Raw genomic sequence first — 24881 nt, forward strand, 5'->3', positions numbered from 1 at the left:
ATTTATTTTATAAACTTCTGTTGTGGAGAAATAAGGGATAAAATAATCCTTTGTTGTAAATCAATAAGCAGATTTAGACGGCATTCATCATGAAATCAAACTTAATTACACGTGCTGGTCACGACAAATTGGTGGCAGAATTAAAGCAGCTTTGGCATGAAGAACGCCCTGAAATTACCAAGAAAGTAAACTGGGCGGCGAGCCTTGGTGATCGTAGTGAAAACGCGGATTATCAGTACAACAAACAGATCTTACGTAAGATTGATCGACGGGTTCGCTACTTGGGAAAACGCCTCGAAGAACTTCGTATTATCGACTTTTCTGAAGAGCAGGCTGGCAAGATTTATTTTGGCGCTTGGGTCGAGATTGAAAATGACGAAGGGGAACAAAAAACCTTACGCATCGTCGGGGTGGATGAAATTTACGATCATCACCCGCAGCACATCTCTATCGACTCGCCGATGGCACGTGCTTTACTGTCCAAACAAGTCGATGATGAAATTGAAGTGTTGACGCCAACTGGAAAAAAACACTGGTATGTCAATTCAATTCGTTATGACAGACCTGAAATTTCAGAGAACTAAAAGATTTTGTTTTAATTTTAGCCACTTGGTGTGATTTTTGAAGAAAAGTATTTGCCAAGTAGATTGAATGTTTATATGATGTCGCCCATGGAAGCGTGGCAGAGCGGTTTAATGCACCGGTCTTGAAAACCGACGAGGGTGTGAGTCCTCCGTGAGTTCGAATCTCACCGCTTCCGCCAAATTATTTTTAAATACAAATTAAAACTAATCATTAATCGATAACCCAAGTTTAAGTTGGGCTATTACGGCAAGTAGTGTGGGGCACACCACATAGATGGGCAGTGATCAAATTCTAAAAAAAGCAGTCAGACCTTCTCTTGCTGCTTTTTTTATTTAAGGTATTGAAGTCTTCTTTTATAGTATTCAGCTATAGCTTGAGTTGTCTAACTCGATCTTTTTTTAGATTCACTATTCGTTTCAGACAAGCAATTATAGAGACTATGCAGTTGTACTGTGTAGCAGTCATTTTTGTAGATCAGTTTTTTAATTTCATCTGAGCGGTTTTTAGCACGCGTTGTTCAGCTTATATAGCAACTCATTGTATATAAGTTGGAACTACATATGCTGTGTAAAAGTATAGAGCGATTGTTCTGTTTCGCTTTTTATCCACCGCCATTGTAATGGGGTGATTGAAGGGTATTCTCCCGTATTTGATTCATCTGATATTTCCTTCATTAAATAAGCAAAGGTGACTTGAATATTTTTACAGATTCTATAGATTAGGTAGATCGGTCTACTTGGTTGAGTGTGATGAATACCAAAACTGCGAAACAGAAAATTTTAGATGCAGCCGCGATTTTGTTTTATAACGATGGCATCACCAGTACAGGGATTAATAGCATTACCGATAAGGCCAAAGTTGCTAAAATGTCCTTATATAATAATTTCGCGACTAAGGCTGACTTGATCACTTCTTATATAGAAGCACGGCATCAAGAGTGGTTAGATTTGTATGCACTTCGAAACCAACAAGCCCATACTCCTATTGATAAAATTGTCGCGGTTTTTGAAGCCTATCAAGACCATGCTGAGTTTGCCTATGAAAAAGGCTTTCGGGGCTGTGGTTTGTTGAATGCTGCTGCTGAGTTCCCAGCGCACAGCGCCGAGCGCTTGGCTGTGAAAGCGCATAAGGATGAAATTGAAAACATTATCTCTACACAGCTTGCCCTTATCATTTCGGACGCAGACAAGGTCAAACAAATGGCTTTGTTGTTGTCTTTTATTCTAGAGGGATCGATTGCGCGAGCAGGCTTGGAAAGCTCGAGTGAAAAAGTACAAGCTGCAACAGCGATGGTGAAAATACTTTTAGCACAGGAAATCAGTACGTGAATCAGTGTGTTTCTGCGGTACCAAATTATGGTTTTATCGCGGTGCTGTTCGCTGCTTTTCTATGGGGAACGACGGGTACAGTCGCATCTTTTGCACCTAATTTGAGTCCTTTGGCTGTTGGTGCTGCCGCCATGGGCGGTGGTGGACTGTTACAGGCACTTTTGGCACGAAAAAGTATTATCTACCATCTGGCACATATCAAAGCCCATGCGGTGATGCTCGGTGTAGGCGTAATTGCGGTTTTTATTTATCCTTTGGCCTTTTATTCATCTATGCACTATGCAGGCATCACCATTGGTACGGTCGTGTCGATTGGTACGGCGCCTTTATTTACCGCACTTTTAGAAAGGGTGTTTGACCGAAAAGCACTTTCGATGACATGGTTGATGAGTTTCGTATTGGGCGTGACGGGCGTTGCGCTACTTTCTCTCGGGGAATCACATGCTGTGACAACCACGGAGTATTTGTCCCAAAATCGACCAATGTTGGGTATTGCTTTGGGGGCGGTTGCGGGATTGACCTATGCTTTATATTCTTGGGCGGCAAAACGAATGATTGACCAAGGAATGGATGCAAAAGCGTCAATGGGGCTTATCTTCGGACTTGGTTCTTTATTATTACTTCCGACTTTATGGATAACGGGTTCAAACTTGTTTGAAGAAAACATCAACCTTTATGTCGTTGGTTATATGATGCTTATTCCGATGTTTTTGGGTTATGTCTTATTTGGTTATGGTTTAAAAACCGTGCCTGCCAGTAAAGCCATTACCTTAACTTTATTTGAGCCTTTGGTGGCTGCGGTATTGGCAATTCTGTTGGTGGGAGAGCAAATTGCACCAATTGGCTGGTTCGGGATGTTGCTAATTTCGATTTGCTTGGCATTGCAGACTAAAGCAAAGTAAATTTTTTGCTTCAGACATTCGTTGGCGTATAAAGCATATTTGCCAGGTGTTGGGAAATCTGATGCCTAGTTGGACTAAGCATCAATCTTATTTCAGTGAAATTGGCTATACAGCTTAAACCCTTAAAGGTATTTAAGAATGCGAATGTGTTTGTTTTTATGTTTAAAGGCTGAGAATTTCAACATCAACGGATAAAGAGCCACAGTTAAAATAATCGAAATGAGCCAAAGGGTAGAAACGTGATCTACACCAAAATATTCATCATGAGTTTTGCCAAATAGTGCGAGGGCAATGAGATAGAGGGCTTTAAGTGCATATAAATGGACGATATAGAAGAACATCGGCACGGAACCAAAGACAATCAAGGGTTTGACCCAAGGTTTGCTTTCAACCTTTTGAAGTAACACTAACAGGACTAAGCCTAGCCCGACATTCCACAAAATAAACAGCAGCGATGGCGGATACTTGGTCAAGTTCAAAAAACTCATAACGGTTTCAGTGCTGGTCGACATGATTGACCATGCTTGGTCGCCATAGAGATTGATCATTCTTAAAATGATAAATAAGCTGATACTGGCAAGCCCGAAGCCTAACAAGATTTGATTTCTTTTTGCGACATCATGTGTGCTGTTAAATACGGTATGACCGATGCAATAGCCGAGGGTAATTACCCCAATCCAAGGCAGTACTGGGTAAGAGGTTCTAAAACGAATCAGATCTCCAAATTCGATCCAACCACGTTCATGTAAAATAAACCACAGATTTTGCAGGATCGGCATCTGCGAAAATGACACTTGATCCAGCGCATTATGTCCAAAAATAATGCTGAGACTGACCACCCAGAGCCACTTTTGCGATAGCCCAATCAAGCCTGCTAAAACCACCATACTCAGACCAATGGCCCAAATGACTTGTAAATAGATGACATCGGGTGGGAACTGTCCAGTCCAAGCGAAGTTGATAATGATCAGTTCGAGAAAAATCAGAAATAGACCGCGTTTGAGTAAAAATTCACGGGTCATTTGAACGCTGTTGTTTTTTGCTTGGTAAAGATAAGCCGATAAGCCTGTTAAAACCACAAAAACAGGGGCACATAAATGAGCCAAGATCCGACTAAAGAAAAGGGATTCTTCGGTTCCTGGAATCAGCATCGGGTCGGGGACTTGCTGGTGCAGATAAAAAGTTTCTCTGACATGATCGACCATCATAATCAGAATAACCAATCCTCTGAGGGCGTCAATCGCTTGTAAACGTTGTGAAGGTGTAGACATAAGATGAATTGAAAATTAGTGTTATGGTATAATGTAACATTTATTTCAATCATTTATATCTAAAATTTAATCAGCAAAATTTATATGTAATCCAATGATTCGAGATGAAGCATCAAAGGTAGATGCATTATTTTATAGACGACTGGTCTATTATTAATTTATAGTATGGATATGAAACGATCAGATAAAAGTGAAGCGACACGACTACACATTTTAAATAGCAGTTTTCAACTGGTGTTACATAAAGGTTTTGTCGGAGTGGGCTTACAGGAAATTCTAAAGAATTGTGATGTGCCGAAAGGTTCATTCTATTACTACTTTGCTTCGAAAGAGGCTTTCGGCTGTGCGCTACTCCAGCAGTATCTGGCCGACTATAAGGTCAAAATCGATCAGCTGATACAGCAAGAACAGCGAAGCGCCTATGCAAGCCTAATGGCACTTTGGCAAGCATGGATTGATAACTCATCACATATTGAAAGTGATGTTGAACATCATAGCGATGGGGGATGGGCGGAGAACTGTCTGATCGTCAAGTTGGCAGCAGAAGTCTCAGATTTGTCTGAAGATATGCGTCAGATTTTGAACTTCGGGGTGCGTAAGTTAACAGAACGTATTTCGGGTCTAATCCAAGCAGGGCAGCAAGACGGTTCAATTCCAGCGCATATTGACGCTGAAAAAATGGCACAGACGATGTATCAACTGTGGTTGGGGGCAGCTTTATTGGCAAGACTGGCCCAAGATAAGCAACCCCTTTACCTCGCTATGGAAACCACCCAACAACTATTACAACCGATAAAGGAATAGCAAATGCAAAGTATTATTCATCACCATTTTGGTGAAGCTGTTGACGTCTTGGAAGCTGCGGATATGCCGCAACCTGAACCAAAAGCGGGTGAAGTACGTATTAAAATGATTCTATCGCCAATGCATAACCATGATGTGTGGACAGTGCGTGGTAGTTATGGTTATAAACCGACACTGCCTGCAATTGGTGGCAGCGAAGCTGTGGGTGTAATTGATGCTCTGGGTGAGGGTGTACAAGGCGTATCGGTAGGGCAGCGTGTCGCTGTTGCAGGGATTCATGGCAGTTGGGCTGAGTATTTTATTGCGCCAGCACATGGCATCGTGCCTTTAACTGATGCGATTGATAATGAAACAGCAGCGCAGTTGATTGGAATGCCGATCAGTGCACTGATGCTTTTAGATTTTATCGATTTACCAGCAGATTCGTGGTTGATTCAGAACACCGCCAATGGTGCGGTGGGTAAAACCGTGGCGATGATTGCAAAAGCGCGTGGTCAAAACGTAATTCATTTGGTTCGCCGTACTGAGGCTGTAGCTGAAATGCAGGCCTTAGGCATTCAAAATGTGGTAGCAACAGACCAAGCTGATTGGAAAGAACAAGTCAAAGCGATTCATGCAGATCAGCCACTGATCGCAGGTGTAGACTCCATTGGTGGTCAGGCCAGTGGTGAAATGTTGGCTTTGCTGAGTGAAAATAGTCTATTGGTTTCATTTGGTAGCATGACGGGTGAGACCATGCAGATTTCTTCGGGAGATCTGATTTTTAAACAAGCCACAGTCAAAGGTTTTTGGGCAAGTGTGGTGAATAAGCAATTGTCTGCTGAACGCAAAAAAGCGTTAATTGTGGAGTTATTGACGCTTGCTGCACAGAAAAAATTACTGCTGCCTGTTGAAGGTATCTTCAGCTTTGCTCAAATTAAAGATGCAGCACTGAAAGCGACGCAAGGCGCGCGTCAGGGTAAAGTACTTTTGAAACCCTAATAGTTTCGACCTAGATCAGTTGTGAAGCTGATCTAGCATCATTCATCAAAAATAAGGATAAAGCGTATGATGGGACAAATTTTGATTGCTTTAATTGCACTGTTGCATGTGTATATTTTAGTTTTAGAGATGTTTTTATGGGATAAGCCCTATGGTTTAAAAGCCTTTGGCAATACGCCTGAAAAAGCACAGCTGACCAAAGTCATGGCACAAAATCAGGGTTTATACAATGGTTTCTTGGCTGCAGGTCTATTTTGGGCGCTATGTGCACCCGAAACTTATGCACTGCCACTGGCCAATTTCTTTTTAGGCTGCGTTTTGGTTGCTGGAATTTATGGTGGGTTGACCGCCAGTAAGAAAATTATCTACATTCAAGCCTTACCTGCTGTTGTAGCGTTACTTGCGGTGAATTTTCTCTAAACCAAATGAAACAACTGCTTGAGTTCTGCATTAAAAAAGCCAACGTCTTGACGCTGGCTTTTTATTGTGAGTGATGACTTATTTGACTTCAGGCAAATCAAACCAAATCACTTGTGCTTCTTCCAAGGCTTTAACGTCGCTTGCTTCTAAGAAAGCAATCGCGTCGCCTGCATGAAGGGTGTGTTCTGCAACTTGGATTGAACCTGAAATCACGTGCAGATAGTTAATATGCTGTGTAGCTTTAACTTCTAGCATTTGATCTTTTTCAATCACAGCCGTTTTGACTTCGGCATCTTGACGAATATGCATTGCAGCATTGTCATTTGGACCACAGATCACATGCCATTGATTTGGTTGCTCATGCGGATCAAGACGAATCTGCTGATAGGTTGGCGCTGCATCTCTTTGATTTGGGGTAATCCAAATTTGTAGCAAATGTACTGGCTCATCACCCTGATTCATTTCACTGTGCTGTACACCCGTACCTGCACTCATCAGTTGCCATTCACCTGCCGAAATACCGCCGTGGTTACCCATGCTGTCTTTATGGGTGATGGTGCCTTTGAGTACACAGGTCAAGATTTCCATATTGTCATGGGGGTGTTGCCCAAAACCTTGATGACCCGCGATCACGTCGTCATTGATGACACGTAAAGCACTTACGCCCATATATTTAGGGTTATACCAACTACCAAAAGAAAAGCTGTGTTTCGACTCTAGCCAGCCGATATTGACATGACCACGGTCTTGACTGCGATGAATGAAAGCATCCATTTTGAACTCCAATTTTATTTTTAATCTATGGAGTAATTTTAGCGTTTTATATTTATCGCCAAAATAGTGAATTTGCAATGTTGCGTTTCAATATTGAAATGATTAAACGCGACATTGCAGACTTAGTCTAAATCACAATACTGTACGCGGAAATCTTTCCAGACGTAGTTTTTGACTTGCGCATATTCAGCTAAAAATTGTTGATGTAGATTCGGCTGCTGTTGCATCCAGTCATTGCCCCATTTCACACCGAGCGGAGCCGCTTTGTCTTTAAAAACAAAATAGTCATCAAGGCAAGTACTGCTTTCAACGGAGAGGGGTGCATTTTGATCATCGAGATAATTTTCATAATTAATCGAGTTGGGTGGATTCTTTAAGAACACTTTGTCACTGGCGGTGAGCAGAACTTTTTGTTCAAAGTGCTTCAATTGACCTTGTTTGTATTCATAGTGGGTTTCAAGGTTATAAGGGTGTACGGTTTGGTAGTCGCCCGGGGACTTGGTACTGTATTCAAGTATTGCATTATTATAATCTGATAAGTCTTCATCCCATTTGGGGCCAAAACTCATTCCATCTTCAATGATTGGAGCCACAAATTGCACGCGGTGGAGCTGTTTGCCATTCGTGTCGATTTCAATAATTTCATAGCTGTATCGGTAGCGATTGTTGGCATAGATGGCGTTCATGGCCGCATTGGCTTTTAACTCTGTAGGAGTATAGGCATAGCGAGTACGAAAAATCAGTGCGAGATGCTTAGCGACGGGCATAATCGAAAACAACTCATGATCTTTGACTGTATTGTCGAGTTGAGGCTGTAGGGTTATTTTTTCTCGATTTTCAGCATAAGCCTCGCCTATTGAAAAAACTGCCGAGTGGGGTTGGTTTACATAAAGTAGTTTAGGCTTTGCTCCTGTTCGAATCGCGTAATAGTGAATCGGAGATTTACCTGCGATGACGTAATAGCGTGCATTCAAAAGTGGCTCTCTGAGACTGTCTTGCTCTGGAATGTATTGGGGATGGCGGATTTTTTCATGATCATTCAAACTGTCAAATGGATGGTCAGATTCCACCGCATAAGCAGAAGCATCCACGCTGGTCACGATTTCTTCATCTAATTCGGCAAAGCTATAAGTTGAGAAAGATAGTAAGCAGGCCACGGGCAGTATTATTTTTAAAGCGTTCATCGTCATTCTATGTTGTTGTAATTTAAAAAAAGGTGCTCTCAAGAGAGCACCTTTTATAGCGTAAATACCTTAGAAAGCCAATTATTCTAAGAATTTAACCGTAACACCTGACTTCACTTTTTTGCCAAGATCATTGGCATCCCAGTTGGTCAAACGGATACAACCGTGTGATGCTGTTTTAGAAATAGCAGAAGGGTTTGGTGTGCCATGAATACCAAATGATTTTTTGCTTAAACCAATCCAGATATTCCCTACAGGACCATTCGGACCCGGTGGTAGAGAAAGTGGTTTTAAGTTTTTGCCCTGTACAAAGTTGCTAGGTGAGTAGCTATACCAAGGATTTGGCGCAACACCCGTAACTTTATAAGTACCCGTTGGAGACGGAGTGTCTGAGCTACCAATGGTTGCAGGGAAAGAACCAATCATTTGGTTACGGCTGTTAAATAAATACAACTGTTTTGCGCCTTTATGCGCAACGATCAAATGAATGTCTTCTGGCACTTCATTGCGGATATTGGCCACAATAATTTTTTCGCCCGCTTTTTTGAAGGTTGCTTTTGGATTTAACTTCTGCAAGAAGTCTTCATCCATATGGAACTTTTCACCTAGCATTTCAGTCACACGAGTGTAGTACAAACCTTTCATTTTGGCTTGTAGTGCATAATCGCGTGGAATAGATGCAGCATAAGGACCTTTTAGGTCTGCTTCGGTAATGGTGTATTCAATAAATGCAGGTTTAGAACCTTGGCTTGCAAGTAGAGCATCCCAAGTTTCTTTGGTTAAGGTACCTGTTGCTTTTAAACCGCTCATTTGCTGGAACGAAGCAATGGCTTTGAGGGTATTTTTACCGCTCATGCCATCAATTGCGCCCGGAGACGCATGCGCATTATTCAACATCACGTGAGCACGTGCATAGACAGGGAATTGGCCTTTACCAATATTGTCAAACCATTCTGCACTGTTTAAACCATTTAATGTCCACGATGCTTTAGCTGCAGCAGGATTGGTCGTCGTGGTGGTCGGTGCAGTAGTGGTTTTGCTTGGTGCAGCACCAACGTCAGCCGTTTTATCTTCAGATTGTTCAAGTTGATCTAAAGTTTGCGAAGCTTGGTTTAAGTCTGCTTGTTCTTTTGCTGTAATTTGACTATTTGCAACCGCAGTAGAAGCTGAAGCGACATCTGTTGCTAAAGGATCAATAGGATCTTGAACTGAAGTATCAATGATCTTTTTGGGCGTCAAGGGTTGTTCAGTAGTAGATGCAGCAAACGCTGTTCCAGCAAGAATGCAACTTAAACTCATCGCGAGTATTGTGCGAACGAACATGTAATTCAACCTTAAGAATTATTCATTTACAAAGTAAAAACTAGTGAAGTATTACAGAAAAAAGATGGAGATGCAGTATTTGTTTTGTGTAAATATTCGTTTGCATCTTTGTCCTGATCGAATTTTAGTGTTATGAGAAGTTATTAAAAATTCGACCTTTTTGTTATGATGGTGAGCAAATTTAATTGAGATGGGAAAGTAAATGACGACGCTTAAAAATGATCGTTTTCTACGTGCTTTATTACGTGAACCTGTAGATACCACACCCGTCTGGATGATGCGTCAAGCAGGACGTTATTTACCTGAATATCGTGCAACCCGTGCTCAAGCGGGTGATTTCCTTTCGCTGTGTAAAAATAACGAATTTGCGTGTGAAGTAACTTTACAGCCTTTACGTCGTTATGAGCTCGACGCAGCCATTTTATTTTCAGATATTTTAACTGTACCCGATGCTTTGGGTTTAGGGCTTTATTTTGAAGCTGGGGAAGGGCCTAAATTTCATAAAACGGTTCGTACTGAACAAGATGTGGCGAATTTACCTAAGTTTAATGCTGCATCTGATCTCGACTATGTGATGAATGCGGTCAAGACGATTCGTTCAGCCTTAGGTGGACAAGTGCCTTTAATTGGCTTTTCAGGCAGTCCTTGGACGCTGGCAACTTATATGGTTGAAGGTGGTTCGAGCAAAGACTTCCGTTTCACCAAACAAATGATGTATGCGCAACCTGAAGTTTTACATGCGCTGCTCGATCGTTTGGCTGATGCGGTAATTGACTATCTAAATGCGCAAATTGATGCAGGTGCTCAAGCCGTACAGATTTTTGACAGTTGGGGCGGGGCGCTAGCACACCGTGAATATTTAGAATTTTCTTTAAAATACATGCAAAAAATTGTTGCAGGTTTAAAACGTGAAAATGAAGGACGTAAAGTTCCCGTGATTTTATTCACCAAAGGTGGCGGTCAGTGGCTAGAGCCAATGGTGGCAACAGGGGCAGATGCTTTTGGTCTAGATTGGACTACGCCATTAAATGTGGCTCGCCAAACGGTGGCTGGCCGTGCGGCACTGCAAGGCAACTTAGACCCTGCAACATTATATGGTTCGCATGAGACCATTGTGAAAGCCACCAAAGCCATGTTAGATGACGCTTATGCAGGCGGTGAGAAAACGGGTTATGTTGCAAACTTAGGTCACGGTATTACCCAGTGGGTTGACCCTGAAAACCCGAAAGCCTTTATTGATACTGTGCATGAATACAGTGCCAAATATCTCTAAGTTTCACAGCTTCAATTCAATTAGGGTTCATGCGTGATCACGATTTTAAAATCATGTTTTGAGTTCTCATCTAAGGCAGCTTCGGCTGCCTTATTTGGGATATTGCTGTTATTGGCTTTTGCCTTCACAGCCAGTATGGGGAGTCAGGAATATTTCGGTTTTTTCCGTTATGACTATCTACTGTTTTATGCCGTACTGATTCAAGTTTGTCTGTTGTACTTAAAACTCGAGTCTTGGGCCGAGGCCAAAGTGATTGCGTTATTTCATGTGATGGCAATGGTGATGGAAATCTTTTTGACCCATCCGCAAATTGCATCTTGGCAGTATCCGCATCCCGCCGTGTTTAAAATTTTAACAGTGCCTTTGTTTGCAGGTTTTATGTATTCGGCTGTGGGCAGTTTTTTTGCGCGTTCATTACGTCTCTATCACGTTTCTTTTGAACACTTACCCCGTTTCTCTTCCATGCTAACCTTGGCGGTGTTGTCTTATATCAACTTTATGTCCAAGTTTTTTGTTCCCGATATTCGTTATCTTTTGTTTGCGTGGAGCATAGTGCTGTTTTGGAAAACCAAGATTGGCTTTGAATTACAGCAGCACCGTTTTCAACTGCCGATGTTACCCGTACTTTTACTGTTGGCTTTTATTATTTGGATTGCGGAAAATATCAGTACGTTTTACCAAATCTGGCTGTACCCAAGTCAAGTCGATGCATGGCATATGGTCGGTTGGGGTAAGTTGGGTTCTTGGTATTTATTGCTACTGCTCAGTCTGGTGTTGGTGTTAAAGATTTTAGGGAAACGAGACCTACGTGGCAGTTGGTCCTTATACCGCTAAAGCACATTTTTAAATATTCACTTCACTTTAGTATAAATTGTTTTGCGTTATGCGCTTGTTACCGCTATCTTACAAGGGTGTAGCTCAAAATACACACAATAGGAACAATAAAAATACTCGGAGATAATCGAGTCTGGAGAAACCTTATGTTGAAAAAAATAGCATTGGCTGCGGTTTTGGCTGTTGGTTCTACCGCTACATTTGCAGATAATGACGTCGGTTGTGGTATTGGTTCACAAATTTGGGCTGGCCAGTCTGGTAAAGTCGCTAAAATTTTAGCGGGTACAACCAATGGTCTTTTCGCTAACCAACTTTTCGGTATTACCTTTGGTACTTTAGGTTGTAGCGGTACAGGTACAGTGACTGCTCAGGCAGTAACATTTACCAACGAAAATGCGGAAGCATTGGCGCGTGATATGGCAGTCGGTGAGGGCGAAAGTCTAAATGTACTGGCTGAATTACTGAACATCCAGTCTGAAGATAAAGCACGTTTCTTTGAAGTGTCTAAACAAAACTTTGCAAAAATCTATTCAGCTGAAAACCAAGATGCGCTTCAAGTATTAGCATCTTTACAAGCAGTCATGGCAACGGATAGCGTATTAAAAGCATACGTTTAATTGCACCATAAAACCCTGCCATTCAGGCAGGGTTTTTCATATCTAAAAAAGAAGAATAGCTAACACTGCATGAAATCTGTTGTCCTCCTCTTTAGTGTGCTATTCAGCACCAGCATCTTTGCTCAAGCACCTAGCTCAGCAGAGTTTTATATTGAAAAAGCACAGCAACTGAAGCTAGCCTCAAATGTGACTTGGCAACGTTTGATGTATGTCAATGTTTCAGGACAAAGTGAAGTCACTTACCGTCCTTTTTTTTATAGCGAACACGGACAAACTCAGCTCAAACAAGAGCTTGATGCCAATATTGCAGCACTTTTTACTCCAGCCGAAGCCAATCAATCGATTCAGTGTCGCTTTCCAGCACGTTCAAAGTGGCTCATAGGACAACTGAATATTGCATCAAACCAACTGCCTAAAGCCTCATGTCCTGAGCTGGATGAGTGGCTTGGGCAAATTAAGCCGTATAAGGCGACTTTAATTTACGCCACGGACTTTATGGGCAATCCCAGTTCGATGTTTGGGCATACCCTGTTAAGGCTCGATCCTAAAGACCAAAAACAGCTGAACTTAGTCTCTTATGCCGTGAATTATGCAGCGACAGTGGCCAATAGCGACAGCTTTTCTTTTGCATGGAAGGGCTTAACCGGGCAGTACCCAGGTGAGTACTCACTCATGCCGTACTATCGAAAAGTGAAAGAATATGGTGATTTGGAAAGCCGCGATTTGTGGGAGTATGAGTTAGCCCTGACGCCAGAAGAAACCAAAACCATGGTTGAGCATATTTGGGAACTCAAGCATGTGCAATTTCCTTACTATTTTATCAGTGATAACTGTGCCTATCGTTTACTGGGTTTAATTGATTTGGTACGGCCAGAGGTCAACCTACAAAAACAATTTAAAACCGCTGCGATTCCTGTTGAGACCATTAAGACGGTCGATGAAAACCATCTAATTGCAGAAAGTGTTTACCGTCCAGCTTTAGAAACTCAGTTGTTGGCACAAGCCAAACAACACGGACAAACCTTGGCAGCGGCTGCGCATCAGGTTGCGCAACTTGAACCTGCTCAAATGCAAGATTATTTGAATCGCTATGCCTTGGTGGATCAGGCACGTATTTTAGAAATGGCCTATGACCATGTGTATTTACAGTTAATTGCACAAAAGATTGCGGCAGAAGACGCCCAACCGCGTATTCGACAACTGCTGGGTTTGCGGAGTCAGATTGACTTGGAAAAGCAACGTCAAGTGGTCGAAGCGCCAAAAGTAGATCCAGTAAAAGGCCACCATGCGCGAACCGTTCAGCTTGAAGCAGGTGAGATACAAGGTGACACTTATTTCCGACTGAGCCATCGTCAGGCCTATCATGACTTGATTGACCCACAAGGCGGCTTTCGTTTGGGTACACAGCTTAAATTTCTAGATGGTAGCATCGAATATCGCGATGATCGACTAAAACTGCAAGAACTAAATGTGCTGGAGGTCAATGCCTACAGTCCACTGACTGCCTTTAAAACACCATTAAGCTGGGGGTTTAACATGGGTTGGCAACAAGAGGCACTAGATCGAGATGGTGCATTTAGTGAACAGGATCAACACGGCGTATTCAATCTATCCAGTCAGTTTGGCTATAGTGTGGCAGATCAAGAGCGTCAACATTTATGCTATGCACAATTGCAAAATCATGTTCAAGCAGGCAAAGCTTTAGACCGAGGCTGGCGTGTGGGACTTGGGCCAACGGTAGGCTGCCAGAACATCTGGAGCGAACATATCAATAGTTTGGTACAGGTCGAGCTGCCATATTGGGAAGATAGCCATCAATGGCAAGTCAGACTGAATACTCAGTTGCAATATTTATTCAATCAGCAAAATGCGTTGAGGCTTCATTGGCAGTATCAACAGCAAAAAGGAAAGGATTGGGATCAAACAGGTCTGAGTTATATCCATTTCTTTTAGTCAGATTGTTTTTTTCAAAGCCTCATTGATGAGGCTTTTTTTATGAAAGTCATTGCTGTTAAAACAACCAAACGTGAGCCTTACTTTTTATAAAGCGCTGAAAATGAAAGCTGATGGTGAAAATAAGTATTGAAATTTGTTATATTAATCACATAAATGTCTAGTAAGTCTCAAAAATATATAAATAGGTAAGTTTTATGAATGATGAATGCATGGCTAAATTGGCCGAGCAATGGGGGAAAATTTGCCAACATTATTCAGTGAATGATCACGTTAAAGCGCAAAATTTTATTCAGCAGCATTCGTCTGTATTGGTCAATGAATTTTATAGCAATATTGTCTTGGAGCCTGAGGCTGCAGATTTTTTTAAAGATGACATCATTCAACAACGTTTAAAAAACAGTTTAAACCAATGGCTCATTGAAAGTTTCGACGTGGCTGTGAATGAAGTTTATTATGCAGCAGTTGAAAAACAACAAAAAGTTGGGCAGGTACATGCGCGGGTGGGCATTCCTTCTTGGTTGATCATGCGCGGTATTCGTGAGATTGAAAACAAGATCTTGGAACTTTTGGCTGGACTTCCGCTAGAAAATAACCACCACATGCTGAGTTATATGCTGCAAATTATGGGTTTTGCGACAGAAATTATGTGCAGATCCTATGAAGCCAATACCGAGCGGAGCCATGAAGTTAAGCATAGCTATCGTTTATTTTCTGCAATGCAAGATGTCGCGGTACAAAAAGATAAGCAGCGTAGCATTTTGCTCGACTGGGAAAATGAGTTGATGTTCAAAGTTTTCTCCGAGCATCCGCAGTTGCAACATATTGCTTTGTCTAAGTCGGAATTTGGTCTATGGTTTGTGCATAAAGCAGCGTATGCCTTTACGGGTGCAGAGCAGGTGGAGACCATTATCAGGCTGATTCAACAGGTCGATACCCTCAATTTTGACGTGCTCGACTGTCAGGATCAGACTCAGAAAGTGGAACGCATTCAGGAAATTCGTGATGTGAACCGACAGATCCAGCATTTGGTCGATCAACTGTTTCAAGTGACTGAATATATAGATTCAGGCAATGACTCTCTGACTCAGCTGTTAAACCGTCGTTATTTAAGTACGATTGTGTCGCGTGAAATTAATTTTGCCCGTAAAAATGATGCAGCGCTGAGCCTATTGGCAATCGACGCGGATTATTTCAAGCGTATTAATGATAAGTATGGGCATACCGCAGGGGACTTGGCACTGCGTTTTATTGCTGAAGTCTTGTTAGATGTTGCGAAGGGCAGTGACTATGCCTTCCGTGTCGGTGGCGAAGAGTTCTTATTGCTGTTGGTCGACAGTGATCTCACGCGTGCTTTACAAATCGCTGAAACGATTCGCATGCGGATACAGGAAACCCCAATTCGTACCGCTCATGGGCAAAATTTTAGTTTTACCGTCAGTATTGGCTGTACGGTTTATAATGGTCATCCTGACTATCAGCGCTTTTTAGACACTGCCGATTCGGCACTCTACGCCGCCAAAAATAAAGGGCGTAACTGTATTCATATGACTGAAAAAGTGTTAAGTGTTTAAATCTCAGACTTAAACACGAACTGTTCTAAGACGTTTCAAATCGGTTGTTGAGGTGCTTATACCTCAACAATCACATAGTATTTTTTTACAGCTTCAATCACTTCAAATGTGCCGATAAAACTCGGTGGAATAATTCCTGCCTGACCTGCTTTGACTTCAATGAAGTCTTGAGTGTGGGCATCATGAATACGGATGCTGCCTTCCATCACTTGAAAGAATTCTTGTTTGTTGTCAGCAAATTGAATATTCCATGAGCCAACTTCACAGTGCCAAATCCCGCAGCCCATGTGTGGGTGTTCATATAGACTATAGGTCTGGCGCTGTGGGTTGCCTTGGACCAAACGGTCTGGACGTGGAAAATCAATACTCTGTTCGCCTTGGGTCAAACCATGACCTGCTAACCAAATTGCTGACATTGCGTATTCCTCTAAACAAAAAATGAATCGTTCAATGATATATGCATAAAAAAAGCCCCAACAGCGGTTGAGGCTTTATGTTTCAATTAATAGCTTTCAGGGACTGCACTTAAAAACTCGCGGCGCTCTTCTTTATTGGTTTTAAAGTCACCAATAAAGGAAACGGTACGTGTAGTCGATTCTTGTTTGCCGACGCCGCGCATCATCATACACATATGTGCAGAATCAATCATAACCGCCACGCCACGTGCACCCGTCACTTCTGCAACCGCTTCTGCGATCTGCTGCGTCAGGTTTTCTTGAATCTGTAGACGACGTGCAAACATTTCGGTGATGCGTGCAAATTTAGAGAGTCCAAGGACATTACCTTCAGGTAAATACGCAATATGTACGCGACCATAGAAAGGCAATAAATGGTGTTCACAGAGTGAATAAAATTCGATATTTTTAACCAGCACCATTTCACGGTTGTCCGATGGGAACACCGCATTATTGGTCACTTCTTCTAAGCTTTTGCTATAACCAGACGTTAAATACGAAAAAGCTTTAGCAGCACGCATAGGCGTATCGAGGAGACCTGGACGGGTTAGGTCTTCACCAACGGCAGTTAAGATGTTAGCGTAGGATTGCTGCATAGACATAAGACGTGTTCACTTACACTGATATTGAACAAGGACGGCATTGTAGCAGAAAACTATTCCAATGCCTTATTTTGGACAAAAATCCGATTACTGTTTAAACTTTGGATTCTTTTCAGCACGTTTTAGCAACACTAAAACTGCACCTGTGCCACCTTGCTTCTCTGGTGCACTTACAAAAGCCAGCACATCGCGGTGTTGACGCAGCCAACCATTCACATAGGTTTTTAAAATGGCTTCTGGACCTTTGCCGTGCACAATTTTAATAACATTTTGATTTTCATCTTTGGCCATTTGAATGACTTGTAAAACTGCGACACGGGCTTCTTCAACGGTGCAACCATGCAAGTCGACTGCTTCAAACCAACGGATGTTACCCGCTTTTAAATCTTCAAATACTTTGTGCTGTAGTGTAGCAATGCGATAACTGAGCGCGGCTTGGCTCGCAACAGGATTGAGCATCGCTTGAGTATCGGACAGCTCAGTTGCATCGGTATGCATTGGGCCTTCAGCCGCTGCACGTTTTGCTAAAGTTTGTGCATCGATTTTTTTCTTTGGATTTTTTTCTATTTTGGCAATGTTCGCGGCCTCCATCTTTTGGACACCTTGCATTTGTTTTTGAAACAACGCGAAATCATCTTCTGGCTCGGGCGGAGCAACTTGAGCTTGGGCCTCAGACTGTTTGATGGCAGTCGAATGCGGATTGGTGATTTGCTTTTTAAAGTCTTTCAGTAAATTAAACTGTTCTTTAGAAAGCGATGAATCATGTTTGCTCATAGTGTCAGAAAAATACGCAAAATAAGAAATTAGGCGATAATTATAGTCTGATTTTCCCTATATTTGAACTGAATTGCATTCATAGAGATTTGCAAAAAATTGCATATCAAATGGCTAAGAGTATTCTGTGGGGTGCTCAAGAGCACTGCTGTTCTGTAAGAACTTAAAATGATTGAACCCGAGCAACCATTCTATCTAGAGAGACAAATGATGTACTCGGGTTCAGGTTTGGCGTGCTAAGTCAGTCGTGACTTAACTTGCACGTAAAGTACGGATGATTTTATCTAGTTTTTTATCGATCTGGTTACGATAAAGGTCAGGCAAGACACGTGAAAGTTTGGCAAGAATACGTGCTTGAGTACTTGGAATAATGATAAATTGAGAAGAAAAAATGTCGTTGTAAATTTCCTGACAGGCCTTTTCTAGTGGGAGGCTGCCGCCCAATTGCTTTAATGCCGCTGTAACTGGTGAACCGTTTTTACGTTCTTCCGTTACAAGTGGTGTGTCCACTTCAGGTGGGCAAACCACAGCAACGTCAATTTTTTGACTGCGCAGTTCCATACGCAGCACTTCAGCCAAACCGACCACGCCAAATTTAGATGAGCAGTAACCTGTATAGCCATAACAACCGACTAAGCCCGCTGCAGAGGCAATAAATACCAATTTTGGACGTTTACCCTGTTGAACGGCTTGTTTGAGATGCGGTAAGGCAGCATGCGCAACATTACGACTGCCAACAAGATTAATATTGATTTGTCTTTCGAATTCTTGAGAAGTCATTTCATCGAAATTCTTAGCAATACTGATCCCTGCTGAGTTTATCAACAAATCTGGTGTGCCAAATGCAGCCACTGCTTCTGCAAATTTCGCCTCCATAGTGCTTTCATTTTGTACATCGACTTCAAAACCACAGACCGCAGGGGAGCACTTTTGCAAGTCAATCACCGCTTGTTCAATCCCCGCATGGGCGAAAATACACACTTGGTAGTTATCTTTGAGTAAACGTTTAGTCAACTCAAGGCCAATACCGCTGCTGCCACCTGTAACCCATGCTGTTTTCATATTTTTTTTCATCACAATATCCTTTTGAATGTTTCGAATGAGCCTTAAACGACTTCGTTTTGAAGTAAAACATCACCAAATTGTTTACGGAGTTCTGCCTTCACAATTTTACCTGTACCGTTGATTGGCAGTGCATCTACAAAAATCACCACGTCAGGAATCTGCCAGCGGGCAATCTTATTATCAAAGTAAGCCAGCACTTCTTCTTCAGTCAGTGTTGAGTTTTCTTGTTTTACGGCAATCAAAATTGGGCGCTCATCCCATTTCGGATGACGTGCTGCAATAGCAGCTGCCATACGAATTTCAGGGTGACCTACGGCAATATTTTCAAGTTCAACCGAAGAAATCCATTCACCGCCTGATTTGATTAAGTCTTTAGCGCGATCACAGATGGTCATATAACCGTCCGCATCTAGAGTCGCAATATCCCCCGTGTCGAACCAGCCATCGGTTGTAGTGGCGCTTTGCTCTTGGTTGAAATAATGATCGACAATCCAAGGGCCACGAATTTGTAAATTCCCTTGAGTATGACCATCATTGGCTAAGACTTGATTGGTATTTTCATCAACGATAAGTAATTCAACACCAAAAGGTGGACGACCTTGGGTTAAGCGTAGCTTTTCAAAGTCTTCAGCACTTGAAGTGGCATGTTTGGCTTTTGGTTGGTTCGCTGTGCCCAGAGGGCTGGTTTCAGACATTCCCCATGCATGAATGGTGTCGCAAGCATAGTTGTTTTTGAAATCACGAATAATCGATGGCGGGCATGCAGCACCACCCACGACATTACGGGTCATGCTTTCTAAAGTTGTACCGCTTTTTTTCGCAGCAGCTAATAATCCTTGCCAGATGGTAGGTACACCTAAAGCCAGAGAGACTTTATAGGTGTCAATCAGATTAACAAGGCTGTCACCATCTAGATTGGGGCCAGGTAAAACGATACTTGTACCCACCATGGCTGCTGCATATGGCACACCCCATGCATTGACATGGAACATTGGAACGACAGGCATGACCACATCACTTGCAGACAGATTTAACGAGTCTGGCAAGCTGATCGCCATAGTGTGTAGTAGGGTAGAGCGGTGGCTATACAGTACGCCTTTCGGGTTACCTGTTGTGCCTGAGGTATAACATAAAGAACTTGGGGTTTCTTCGCCGAATTGTGGCCAGTTAAATTCAGCAGATTGGTTTTGAATCAAATCATCATAGAAAATAACATCTGGCAGTGCTGCAACGACTTTTTCATCATGCGCACCGTAACAGATAAATTTTTCAACCGTTGGCACTTTGCCTTGGATTGCAACAATTAATGGTAGAAAAGTTGAATCAAAGAAAATCGCTTTATCTTGTGTATCATTAATAATGAAGACCAGTTGTTCTGGGAACAAGCGAGGGTTGATGGTGTGGCAAACATAACCACTCCCTGAAATAGCATACCAAGATTCTAAATGACGGTGGTTGTTCCACGCGATCGTTGCAAGACGATCACCTTGGTTAAGATTAAATGACGTGAAAGCATTCGCTAAACGTTTGCTATTCTGTTGGACCTGTAACCAATTGGTGGTGGTCATTTGTCCAGTTACTTCACGTGAAAAAATAGAAGTATCTGCGTGGTACTTTGCCGCATGTTCGATTAAATTACTAATCAATAAAGATTGGTGCATCATTTTGCCAAACATTTCATTCATCCTTGGTGACTATTTTTCTAATAAAAAAGGCTATTAGCCGAAGCCAAAAGCCTTTTGGAATTTATTTGTCGCTAAATACAACATCCGAACCCGGTTTAATATAACGCGGCATTTTTTGCCCTGTATGTTCAGCCACGACGTGAAGGGTACGCTCGATCCAACCTGCATCCATAATAAACATCAGTGAATCATCATCATTTAAGTTGACGTTCGCGCCATTAATGACCATGAACCCTTCAGCACCTTCTGGGGTTGCTAAAGTATGGATCGAACCTGCTGGTTCAAATAAATAGCTGCCAGCCGTTTGAACATCTTCAGGATATTCGACATAATGCCATGAACCTGCTGTTGTATAGAAATGTACAACACCGGTATGGAAGTGACGTGGAAAGATAGTACCCGGTTCAAAACGGGCATGAATAACCCAGACGCCATTATCGGGGTCTAAAAAGCAAGGTGTGACATGCACACCCGGTAGTGCATTTTTGATTTCGCCATCTTTGATGTTAATCGTTAATAATCGATCCTGATGTTTAACTGATTGTGCGATGCTCATGATAAAATCCTTATATGTCTTTGATTTAGAATATGATATGAGATATCAATATCTAAGGTTTCCTTAAGCTTGAGCATAACAAGGTTTCAAAAAATGCAAACCACTCGAAAGAATGGAATTCACATTGTTTGATAAATGCGCGAATGAACAGTTTAAAATAGGGATTGGAATGGTTTTTGATGCTATTTCATATTGCTTAACTACGGTGCCCCTATTAATTTATAAGTGTTTTAGACTGATGAATGGCATAACATGATTCGTAGAGGATGATGTTTTGCCAAATGCAAAATTCAGGGAAATGAATGTTGCAGATGTAATTGAATAAAAAGATTGGATGAATATACATGCAAGTGTTGAAGACTAAACTCAGTCGTCCGAGCATGCTGAATGGCAGGGCAATGCAACGTCCCCAACTGTTAAGTCAGATCGTGGACTATTGTCAGTCTTCTTTGGTTTTTATTCACGCTGCGGCGGGTTATGGAAAAACCACGCTGATGCATCAACTTTCAGAGTCTCTTTTAGCAAAGGGAAAGAAAGTCTGTTGGTTAACTTTGGATGATGATGACAATGATCCGATTCGACTCTATCAATACTTGCGTTTAGCGCTTTTGGATTTAGAACCGCCGCATTCGATCTCTTATGGACAGATCCATAAACAACACATCATTGAGCTGACGCAAAAAGTTGCAGAAGAGGATGCTGACACAGTTTTATTTATCGATGAGTTTGAAGCATTAACGAACCCAGAATGTTTAAATATCTTTTGGTGGTTGTACCAGTCCTTGCCTGAAAATTGTCATTTGGTTATCGCTTAAAGGGTCAAACCCAATTGGAGTTTCGCGAAAGAATATCTATTAGGTCGTTTAAAGTGGGTCACAGAGACTCAGCTCAGTATCAAACAGCAAGAAAGCAGTGCGCTTATTCAGTTTTTACAACAACAAAACTTTGACCAGCTTGCTTTAAGCACAGAGCTTGCAGAACAATTGATTGATAAAACTGAAGGCTGGTTTACAGGCATTCAATTCACCAATTTATATTTGAAAGAACATCAAGATATTCATGGTTTTATTCAAAATTTAACTGGTGCGCATCATCAGATTGTGAATTACCTCAGTGAGCAGGTTTTTTTACAACAAGACCCTGAAATCCAGCAATTCTTAATGCAAATTAGTGTACTGAGAAAAATTAATCCAGCTTTGGTCATTGCCTTAACGGGTAATCCTGCTGCACAGCAGATTCTCGATGCCATTAGCCAAAAAGGCTTGTTCATTCAAGCCATAGATGAACAGCGTACGTGGTATCGCGTGCATCATTTATTTCGAGACTTTTTGCAATCGAAGTTTAAGCTTTTACAACCTGATGCATATCAGCAAATGCATATTAACGCGGCAGAATGGTTCAAACAACAGCGTTATCTGATGGAGGCAATTTATCACGCCCAACAAGCAGAAGATCAGCAGTTGATTTTGTCATTGCTCAACTCGGTGTGTCGTGAACTGATTTTAGAAGGCCGACACTATACTTTCTTGGAGTTGGTCAAACAGATACCGGATTCTGTTTTGGTGCAAAATCCCAATTTGCTTTATGACATTATTTGGACCTTAGTGCTGACTCATCAAGTGACATTAGCCAATCATTATTTACAGCTCTGGCATAGCGTGGATCAACATGAAACCTTATTACAACATGAGGACCAATTAGGTTTAGCTCCTCTCATTGCAGTGTTAGAAGACAAGTTGGATGTGGCTTATACCTTAGCGCAACAAAACTTAGCACAACTAGCAAGTACGGCTTATTTTGCGCGCGCTCCACTCATAGGAATTGTGGGGTTGTATCACATTTGTTTGGGGCAAATGAGCGAAGCACGAAAGTTGCTGCTACAAACGCGTATTATCTATTTGCAAGGGCATAACCTATATGGTGTGGCAATGGTTGATTGTATTGATGCCCTATGTGATTATTTATTAGGAGATTTGACTCTCGCAGCAGAAAAGTTTGCACAAGTTGGACAGAGCGAGGAATATCGTAAATTAGGCTTAGATGATGACAATAAAGCAGCCATTATGAATATTCTGAGCAGCTTTAAAGCAGACTTGTATTATGAAATGAACCAAATGGCGCAAGCTGAAGCTGCATTATTGGATTTCAATGGCGGCGATCATTTGGCTATGCCGGATATGGTGGTGGTGGGCTATATCTTACAAATGCGTTTAGCTACGTTGCATCAAGATCAAGCCGCGATACAAGTGTGTTTGCATCAAGCCCATACCCGCAGTAGTCAATGGTCGTTACCTCGACTCGCACAAACTATACAAGCCTATGCGCAACAAGCAAGCCCGCTTTCTGCATTAGCTGATACTGAACAGGCAGTATTTCAGCCGTATTTAAATTTCACCCATTTGCTGCGTGGCGATGATTTAATGCTGGTGCGTCAGCAAATTTTCATGGGGCAAGCCGAGCAAGCTAAAGAATATTTAAGCCAACAGTTAGCATTTTTTAGGATTTATCCGTTACGTTTTGCGCGTGTTCAAATCCTTTTTGCACTGGCCCTGTATCAGTTGAAACAACATGAACACGCTTTTGACGCTCTACAACAAGCGCTTGAAACCCTCATGCCGACTCAGGCAGTGCGGGTGATTCTAGATGAAGACCCTTTAATTTGGGATATGTTAAATGGCTTAAGTCAGTATTTAAGTCGGCAGAAGCAAAAGCATACAGTTGTATTGCTAGAATATATTCAGCAACTTCAAAAGCTCAATCAAGCTGAAAGCAGTGTTGAAGCCTTGATCGGTAGTTCTGGCCTTGAGGCTTTATCGAAACGTGAAATCCAAATTTTAGAAAAACTAAGCCGTGGCTGTACCGATGCTGAAATATCCGAGTCGATTTTTTTGTCCATCAATACAGTGAAATGGCATTTGCGTAAAATCTATAACAAGTTGCAGATCCGCTCTCGAATGGAAGCGGTGAATGAGGCCAAGAAGCAGGGCTTAATTGAGTAATTTAAAATTGAACAATTTTTTATATGTTACTGTTTAAGCAGATCTTCAACAGCTTTTTGAAAGTGCAAATCATAAAGTATTCAGGGCAAGAGCATGCCTTACCCTGAATATGCGATTAAAGTGATTTAGGTGTTCCAAATAGCTCAGTAAAGGCGTGATCTGGACGGGGCTGCTTCATAAAGCTTTCACCGACCAAGAAAGCATGAATGTCATGCTCTTGCATCATCGCAACATCCGCTGGGGTCGCAATGCCGCTTTCCGTCACCAGTAGACGAGATGGTTCAAGCAGTTTTTTCAGACGAATCGAGGTGTTTAAGTCCACATCAAAGGTTTTTAAGTTGCGGTTATTGACACCCAATACGCAACGCTCAGATAGACGTAAAGCACGTTCAAGTTCTGCTTCATCGTGTACTTCAACCAAGACATCTAAATTCTGTTCAAAAGCCGTTTTAGACATTTCTTCGAGTTGTTGATCGGACAAGCAGGCCACAATCAGAAGAATACAGTCCGCATGTAAAGCACGTGCTTCAATCACCCCGTAAGGGTCAATCAGAAAGTCTTTGCGTAATGCCGGTAGGGCACAGTGAGAACGTGCAATTTGAATATTCTCATCGGCACCTTGGAAAAAATCGACATCGGTTAAAACCGATAAACACGCTGCACCTGCGGCTTCGTATTGCTGTGCGATTTCAGCAGGATCAAAGTTTTCACGAATGATGCCTTTAGATGGTGAAGCTTTCTTAATTTCAGCGATCACACCCGGTTGTTTGCTCAGTAAAGACTTTGCAAAACCACGTACAGGAGTTGCCTCAAGTGCCCATTCTTCAACATCTTTATAGCTACGTTGTTTGAGGCGTGCAGCAAACTCTTCCTGTTTGCGATCCACAATTTTGCCTAAAATCGTATTTGCGATATCTACCAT

24 protein-coding genes and 1 tRNA gene are annotated in these 24881 nt (G+C 42.0%); 14 read left to right on the forward strand and 11 right to left on the reverse strand.

Annotated elements, in window-relative coordinates; genetic code table 11:
• The first annotated feature begins 89 nt into the window (after positions 1-89).
• The 4 genes from greB to AXW61_RS08540 all read left to right on the forward strand — a co-directional run bounded on the left by greB (position 90) and on the right by AXW61_RS08540 (position 2815).
• Positions 90-584, forward strand: coding sequence for a transcription elongation factor GreB (greB, locus tag AXW61_RS08525; RefSeq protein WP_062033994.1), 495 nt, complete (start codon positions 90-92; stop codon positions 582-584).
• Positions 585-673: 89 nt separating this feature from the next.
• Positions 674-763, forward strand: a tRNA-Ser gene (locus AXW61_RS08530).
• 571 nt (positions 764-1334) lie between these two features.
• A complete protein-coding gene (locus AXW61_RS08535; RefSeq protein WP_062033995.1) occupies positions 1335-1913 on the forward strand; it encodes a TetR/AcrR family transcriptional regulator in 579 nt (192 codons plus the stop codon).
• Positions 1910-2815 (forward strand): EamA family transporter, encoded by a 906-nt coding sequence (locus AXW61_RS08540; protein WP_062033996.1) that lies wholly within the window; start codon positions 1910-1912, stop codon positions 2813-2815. The genes AXW61_RS08535 and AXW61_RS08540 overlap by 4 nt, the downstream gene beginning before the upstream one ends.
• 122 nt (positions 2816-2937) lie before the next feature.
• On the opposite strand, the gene AXW61_RS08545 is transcribed toward AXW61_RS08540, so the two are convergent.
• Complete coding sequence (locus AXW61_RS08545; protein WP_062033997.1) at positions 2938-4086, reverse strand: heparan-alpha-glucosaminide N-acetyltransferase domain-containing protein; 1149 nt, start codon at positions 4084-4086, stop codon at positions 2938-2940.
• Positions 4087-4257: 171 nt separating this feature from the next.
• On the opposite strand from AXW61_RS08545, the gene AXW61_RS08550 reads away from it, so the two are divergent.
• From AXW61_RS08550 to AXW61_RS08560, 3 genes are all read left to right on the forward strand, one after another.
• A complete protein-coding gene (locus AXW61_RS08550) occupies positions 4258-4890 on the forward strand; it encodes a TetR/AcrR family transcriptional regulator (RefSeq protein WP_062034023.1) in 633 nt (210 codons plus the stop codon).
• A 3-nt stretch (positions 4891-4893) separates the two neighbouring features.
• The gene (locus tag AXW61_RS08555; protein WP_062033998.1) at positions 4894-5871 is read left to right on the forward strand and encodes a zinc-binding dehydrogenase; all 978 of its coding nucleotides are present in this window, start codon (positions 4894-4896) and stop codon (positions 5869-5871) included.
• A gap of 66 nt (positions 5872-5937) precedes the next feature.
• A complete protein-coding gene (locus AXW61_RS08560) occupies positions 5938-6291 on the forward strand; it encodes a DUF1304 domain-containing protein (RefSeq protein ID WP_062033999.1) in 354 nt (117 codons plus the stop codon).
• A 78-nt stretch (positions 6292-6369) separates the two neighbouring features.
• On the opposite strand, the gene AXW61_RS08565 is transcribed toward AXW61_RS08560, so the two are convergent.
• The 3 genes from AXW61_RS08565 to AXW61_RS08575 all read right to left on the reverse strand — a co-directional run bounded on the left by AXW61_RS08565 (position 6370) and on the right by AXW61_RS08575 (position 9572).
• Positions 6370-7065: a pirin-like bicupin family protein gene (locus AXW61_RS08565; protein ID WP_062034000.1), complete on the reverse strand. Its 696-nt coding sequence runs from the start codon at positions 7063-7065 to the stop codon at positions 6370-6372.
• Positions 7066-7187: 122 nt separating this feature from the next.
• Positions 7188-8249 (reverse strand): hypothetical protein, encoded by a 1062-nt coding sequence (locus AXW61_RS08570; RefSeq protein ID WP_240487448.1) that lies wholly within the window; start codon positions 8247-8249, stop codon positions 7188-7190.
• Between the two features lie 81 nt (positions 8250-8330).
• Positions 8331-9572 carry a L,D-transpeptidase gene (locus tag AXW61_RS08575; RefSeq protein ID WP_010327247.1) on the reverse strand — a complete coding sequence of 414 codons (1242 nt, stop codon included), beginning with the start codon at positions 9570-9572 and terminating at the stop codon, positions 8331-8333.
• 202 nt (positions 9573-9774) lie between these two features.
• Here AXW61_RS08575 and hemE point away from each other — a divergent pair, with 202 nt between their 5' ends.
• From hemE to AXW61_RS08600, 5 genes are all read left to right on the forward strand, one after another.
• A complete protein-coding gene (gene hemE, locus AXW61_RS08580; protein ID WP_062034002.1) occupies positions 9775-10845 on the forward strand; it encodes a uroporphyrinogen decarboxylase in 1071 nt (356 codons plus the stop codon).
• A 36-nt stretch (positions 10846-10881) separates the two neighbouring features.
• Complete coding sequence (locus AXW61_RS08585; protein WP_171254061.1) at positions 10882-11679, forward strand: DUF817 family protein; 798 nt, start codon at positions 10882-10884, stop codon at positions 11677-11679.
• Between the two features lie 146 nt (positions 11680-11825).
• Positions 11826-12296, forward strand: a complete 471-nt coding sequence (locus AXW61_RS08590) for a DUF3015 family protein (protein WP_004695672.1) — start codon at positions 11826-11828, stop codon at positions 12294-12296.
• A 69-nt stretch (positions 12297-12365) separates the two neighbouring features.
• A complete protein-coding gene (locus AXW61_RS08595) occupies positions 12366-14249 on the forward strand; it encodes a DUF4105 domain-containing protein (protein ID WP_062034004.1) in 1884 nt (627 codons plus the stop codon).
• Between the two features lie 197 nt (positions 14250-14446).
• The gene (locus tag AXW61_RS08600) at positions 14447-15823 is read left to right on the forward strand and encodes a diguanylate cyclase (RefSeq protein WP_062034005.1); all 1377 of its coding nucleotides are present in this window, start codon (positions 14447-14449) and stop codon (positions 15821-15823) included.
• Positions 15824-15879: 56 nt separating this feature from the next.
• On the opposite strand, the gene AXW61_RS08605 is transcribed toward AXW61_RS08600, so the two are convergent.
• From AXW61_RS08605 to AXW61_RS08630, 6 genes are all read right to left on the reverse strand, one after another.
• On the reverse strand, positions 15880-16239 hold the full coding sequence (locus AXW61_RS08605; RefSeq protein WP_062034006.1) for a cupin domain-containing protein: 360 nt from the start codon (positions 16237-16239) through the stop codon (positions 15880-15882).
• An 86-nt stretch (positions 16240-16325) separates the two neighbouring features.
• Complete coding sequence (folE, locus tag AXW61_RS08610) at positions 16326-16874, reverse strand: GTP cyclohydrolase I FolE (protein WP_171054237.1); 549 nt, start codon at positions 16872-16874, stop codon at positions 16326-16328.
• A gap of 93 nt (positions 16875-16967) precedes the next feature.
• The gene (locus AXW61_RS08615; protein WP_062034007.1) at positions 16968-17654 is read right to left on the reverse strand and encodes a Smr/MutS family protein; all 687 of its coding nucleotides are present in this window, start codon (positions 17652-17654) and stop codon (positions 16968-16970) included.
• Positions 17655-17906: 252 nt separating this feature from the next.
• Positions 17907-18728: an SDR family NAD(P)-dependent oxidoreductase gene (locus AXW61_RS08620; protein ID WP_240487449.1), complete on the reverse strand. Its 822-nt coding sequence runs from the start codon at positions 18726-18728 to the stop codon at positions 17907-17909.
• Positions 18729-18760: 32 nt separating this feature from the next.
• Positions 18761-20395 (reverse strand): long-chain fatty acid--CoA ligase, encoded by a 1635-nt coding sequence (locus AXW61_RS08625; protein WP_062034008.1) that lies wholly within the window; start codon positions 20393-20395, stop codon positions 18761-18763.
• Positions 20396-20465: 70 nt separating this feature from the next.
• On the reverse strand, positions 20466-20960 hold the full coding sequence (locus AXW61_RS08630) for a 2,4'-dihydroxyacetophenone dioxygenase family protein (protein WP_062034009.1): 495 nt from the start codon (positions 20958-20960) through the stop codon (positions 20466-20468).
• Positions 20961-21304: 344 nt separating this feature from the next.
• Between AXW61_RS08630 and AXW61_RS17795 the strand changes: the two genes are divergently transcribed.
• Both AXW61_RS17795 and AXW61_RS08635 read left to right on the forward strand, forming a co-directional pair.
• Positions 21305-21775 (forward strand): AAA family ATPase, encoded by a 471-nt coding sequence (locus AXW61_RS17795; RefSeq protein ID WP_240487450.1) that lies wholly within the window; start codon positions 21305-21307, stop codon positions 21773-21775.
• A 168-nt stretch (positions 21776-21943) separates the two neighbouring features.
• Entirely contained in the window at positions 21944-23959 is a 2016-nt protein-coding gene (locus AXW61_RS08635; protein ID WP_240487451.1) for a LuxR C-terminal-related transcriptional regulator, read from the forward strand.
• A 115-nt stretch (positions 23960-24074) separates the two neighbouring features.
• Here the strand turns inward: AXW61_RS08635 and trpC are convergent, their stop codons facing one another.
• Entirely contained in the window at positions 24075-24881 is an 807-nt protein-coding gene (gene trpC / locus AXW61_RS08645) for an indole-3-glycerol phosphate synthase TrpC (RefSeq protein WP_062034010.1), read from the reverse strand.

The organism is Acinetobacter sp. BMW17 (genome assembly GCF_001592855.1).
Lineage (GTDB): Bacteria > Pseudomonadota > Gammaproteobacteria > Pseudomonadales > Moraxellaceae > Acinetobacter > Acinetobacter johnsonii.

Coding starts and splice junctions, on each gene's coding strand:
- greB (WP_062033994.1), top strand. CDS start 90: ATGAAATCAAACTTAATTACACGTGCTGGTCACGACAAATTGGTGGCA.
- AXW61_RS08535 (WP_062033995.1), top strand. CDS start 1,335: ATGAATACCAAAACTGCGAAACAGAAAATTTTAGATGCAGCCGCGATT.
- AXW61_RS08545 (WP_062033997.1), bottom strand. CDS start 4,086: ATGTCTACACCTTCACAACGTTTACAAGCGATTGACGCCCTCAGAGGA.
- AXW61_RS08550 (WP_062034023.1), top strand. CDS start 4,258: ATGAAACGATCAGATAAAAGTGAAGCGACACGACTACACATTTTAAAT.
- AXW61_RS08555 (WP_062033998.1), top strand. CDS start 4,894: ATGCAAAGTATTATTCATCACCATTTTGGTGAAGCTGTTGACGTCTTG.
- AXW61_RS08560 (WP_062033999.1), top strand. CDS start 5,938: ATGATGGGACAAATTTTGATTGCTTTAATTGCACTGTTGCATGTGTAT.
- AXW61_RS08565 (WP_062034000.1), bottom strand. CDS start 7,065: ATGGATGCTTTCATTCATCGCAGTCAAGACCGTGGTCATGTCAATATC.
- AXW61_RS08570 (WP_240487448.1), bottom strand. CDS start 8,249: ATGAACGCTTTAAAAATAATACTGCCCGTGGCCTGCTTACTATCTTTC.
- AXW61_RS08575 (WP_010327247.1), bottom strand. CDS start 9,572: ATGTTCGTTCGCACAATACTCGCGATGAGTTTAAGTTGCATTCTTGCT.
- hemE (WP_062034002.1), top strand. CDS start 9,775: ATGACGACGCTTAAAAATGATCGTTTTCTACGTGCTTTATTACGTGAA.
- AXW61_RS08590 (WP_004695672.1), top strand. CDS start 11,826: ATGTTGAAAAAAATAGCATTGGCTGCGGTTTTGGCTGTTGGTTCTACC.
- AXW61_RS08595 (WP_062034004.1), top strand. CDS start 12,366: ATGAAATCTGTTGTCCTCCTCTTTAGTGTGCTATTCAGCACCAGCATC.
- AXW61_RS08600 (WP_062034005.1), top strand. CDS start 14,447: ATGAATGATGAATGCATGGCTAAATTGGCCGAGCAATGGGGGAAAATT.
- AXW61_RS08605 (WP_062034006.1), bottom strand. CDS start 16,239: ATGTCAGCAATTTGGTTAGCAGGTCATGGTTTGACCCAAGGCGAACAG.
- folE (WP_171054237.1), bottom strand. CDS start 16,874: ATGCAGCAATCCTACGCTAACATCTTAACTGCCGTTGGTGAAGACCTA.
- AXW61_RS08615 (WP_062034007.1), bottom strand. CDS start 17,654: ATGAGCAAACATGATTCATCGCTTTCTAAAGAACAGTTTAATTTACTG.
- AXW61_RS08620 (WP_240487449.1), bottom strand. CDS start 18,728: ATGAAAAAAAATATGAAAACAGCATGGGTTACAGGTGGCAGCAGCGGT.
- AXW61_RS08625 (WP_062034008.1), bottom strand. CDS start 20,395: ATGTTTGGCAAAATGATGCACCAATCTTTATTGATTAGTAATTTAATC.
- AXW61_RS08630 (WP_062034009.1), bottom strand. CDS start 20,960: ATGAGCATCGCACAATCAGTTAAACATCAGGATCGATTATTAACGATT.
- AXW61_RS17795 (WP_240487450.1), top strand. CDS start 21,305: ATGCAAGTGTTGAAGACTAAACTCAGTCGTCCGAGCATGCTGAATGGC.
- trpC (WP_062034010.1), bottom strand. CDS start 24,881: ATGGTAGATATCGCAAATACGATTTTAGGCAAAATTGTGGATCGCAAA.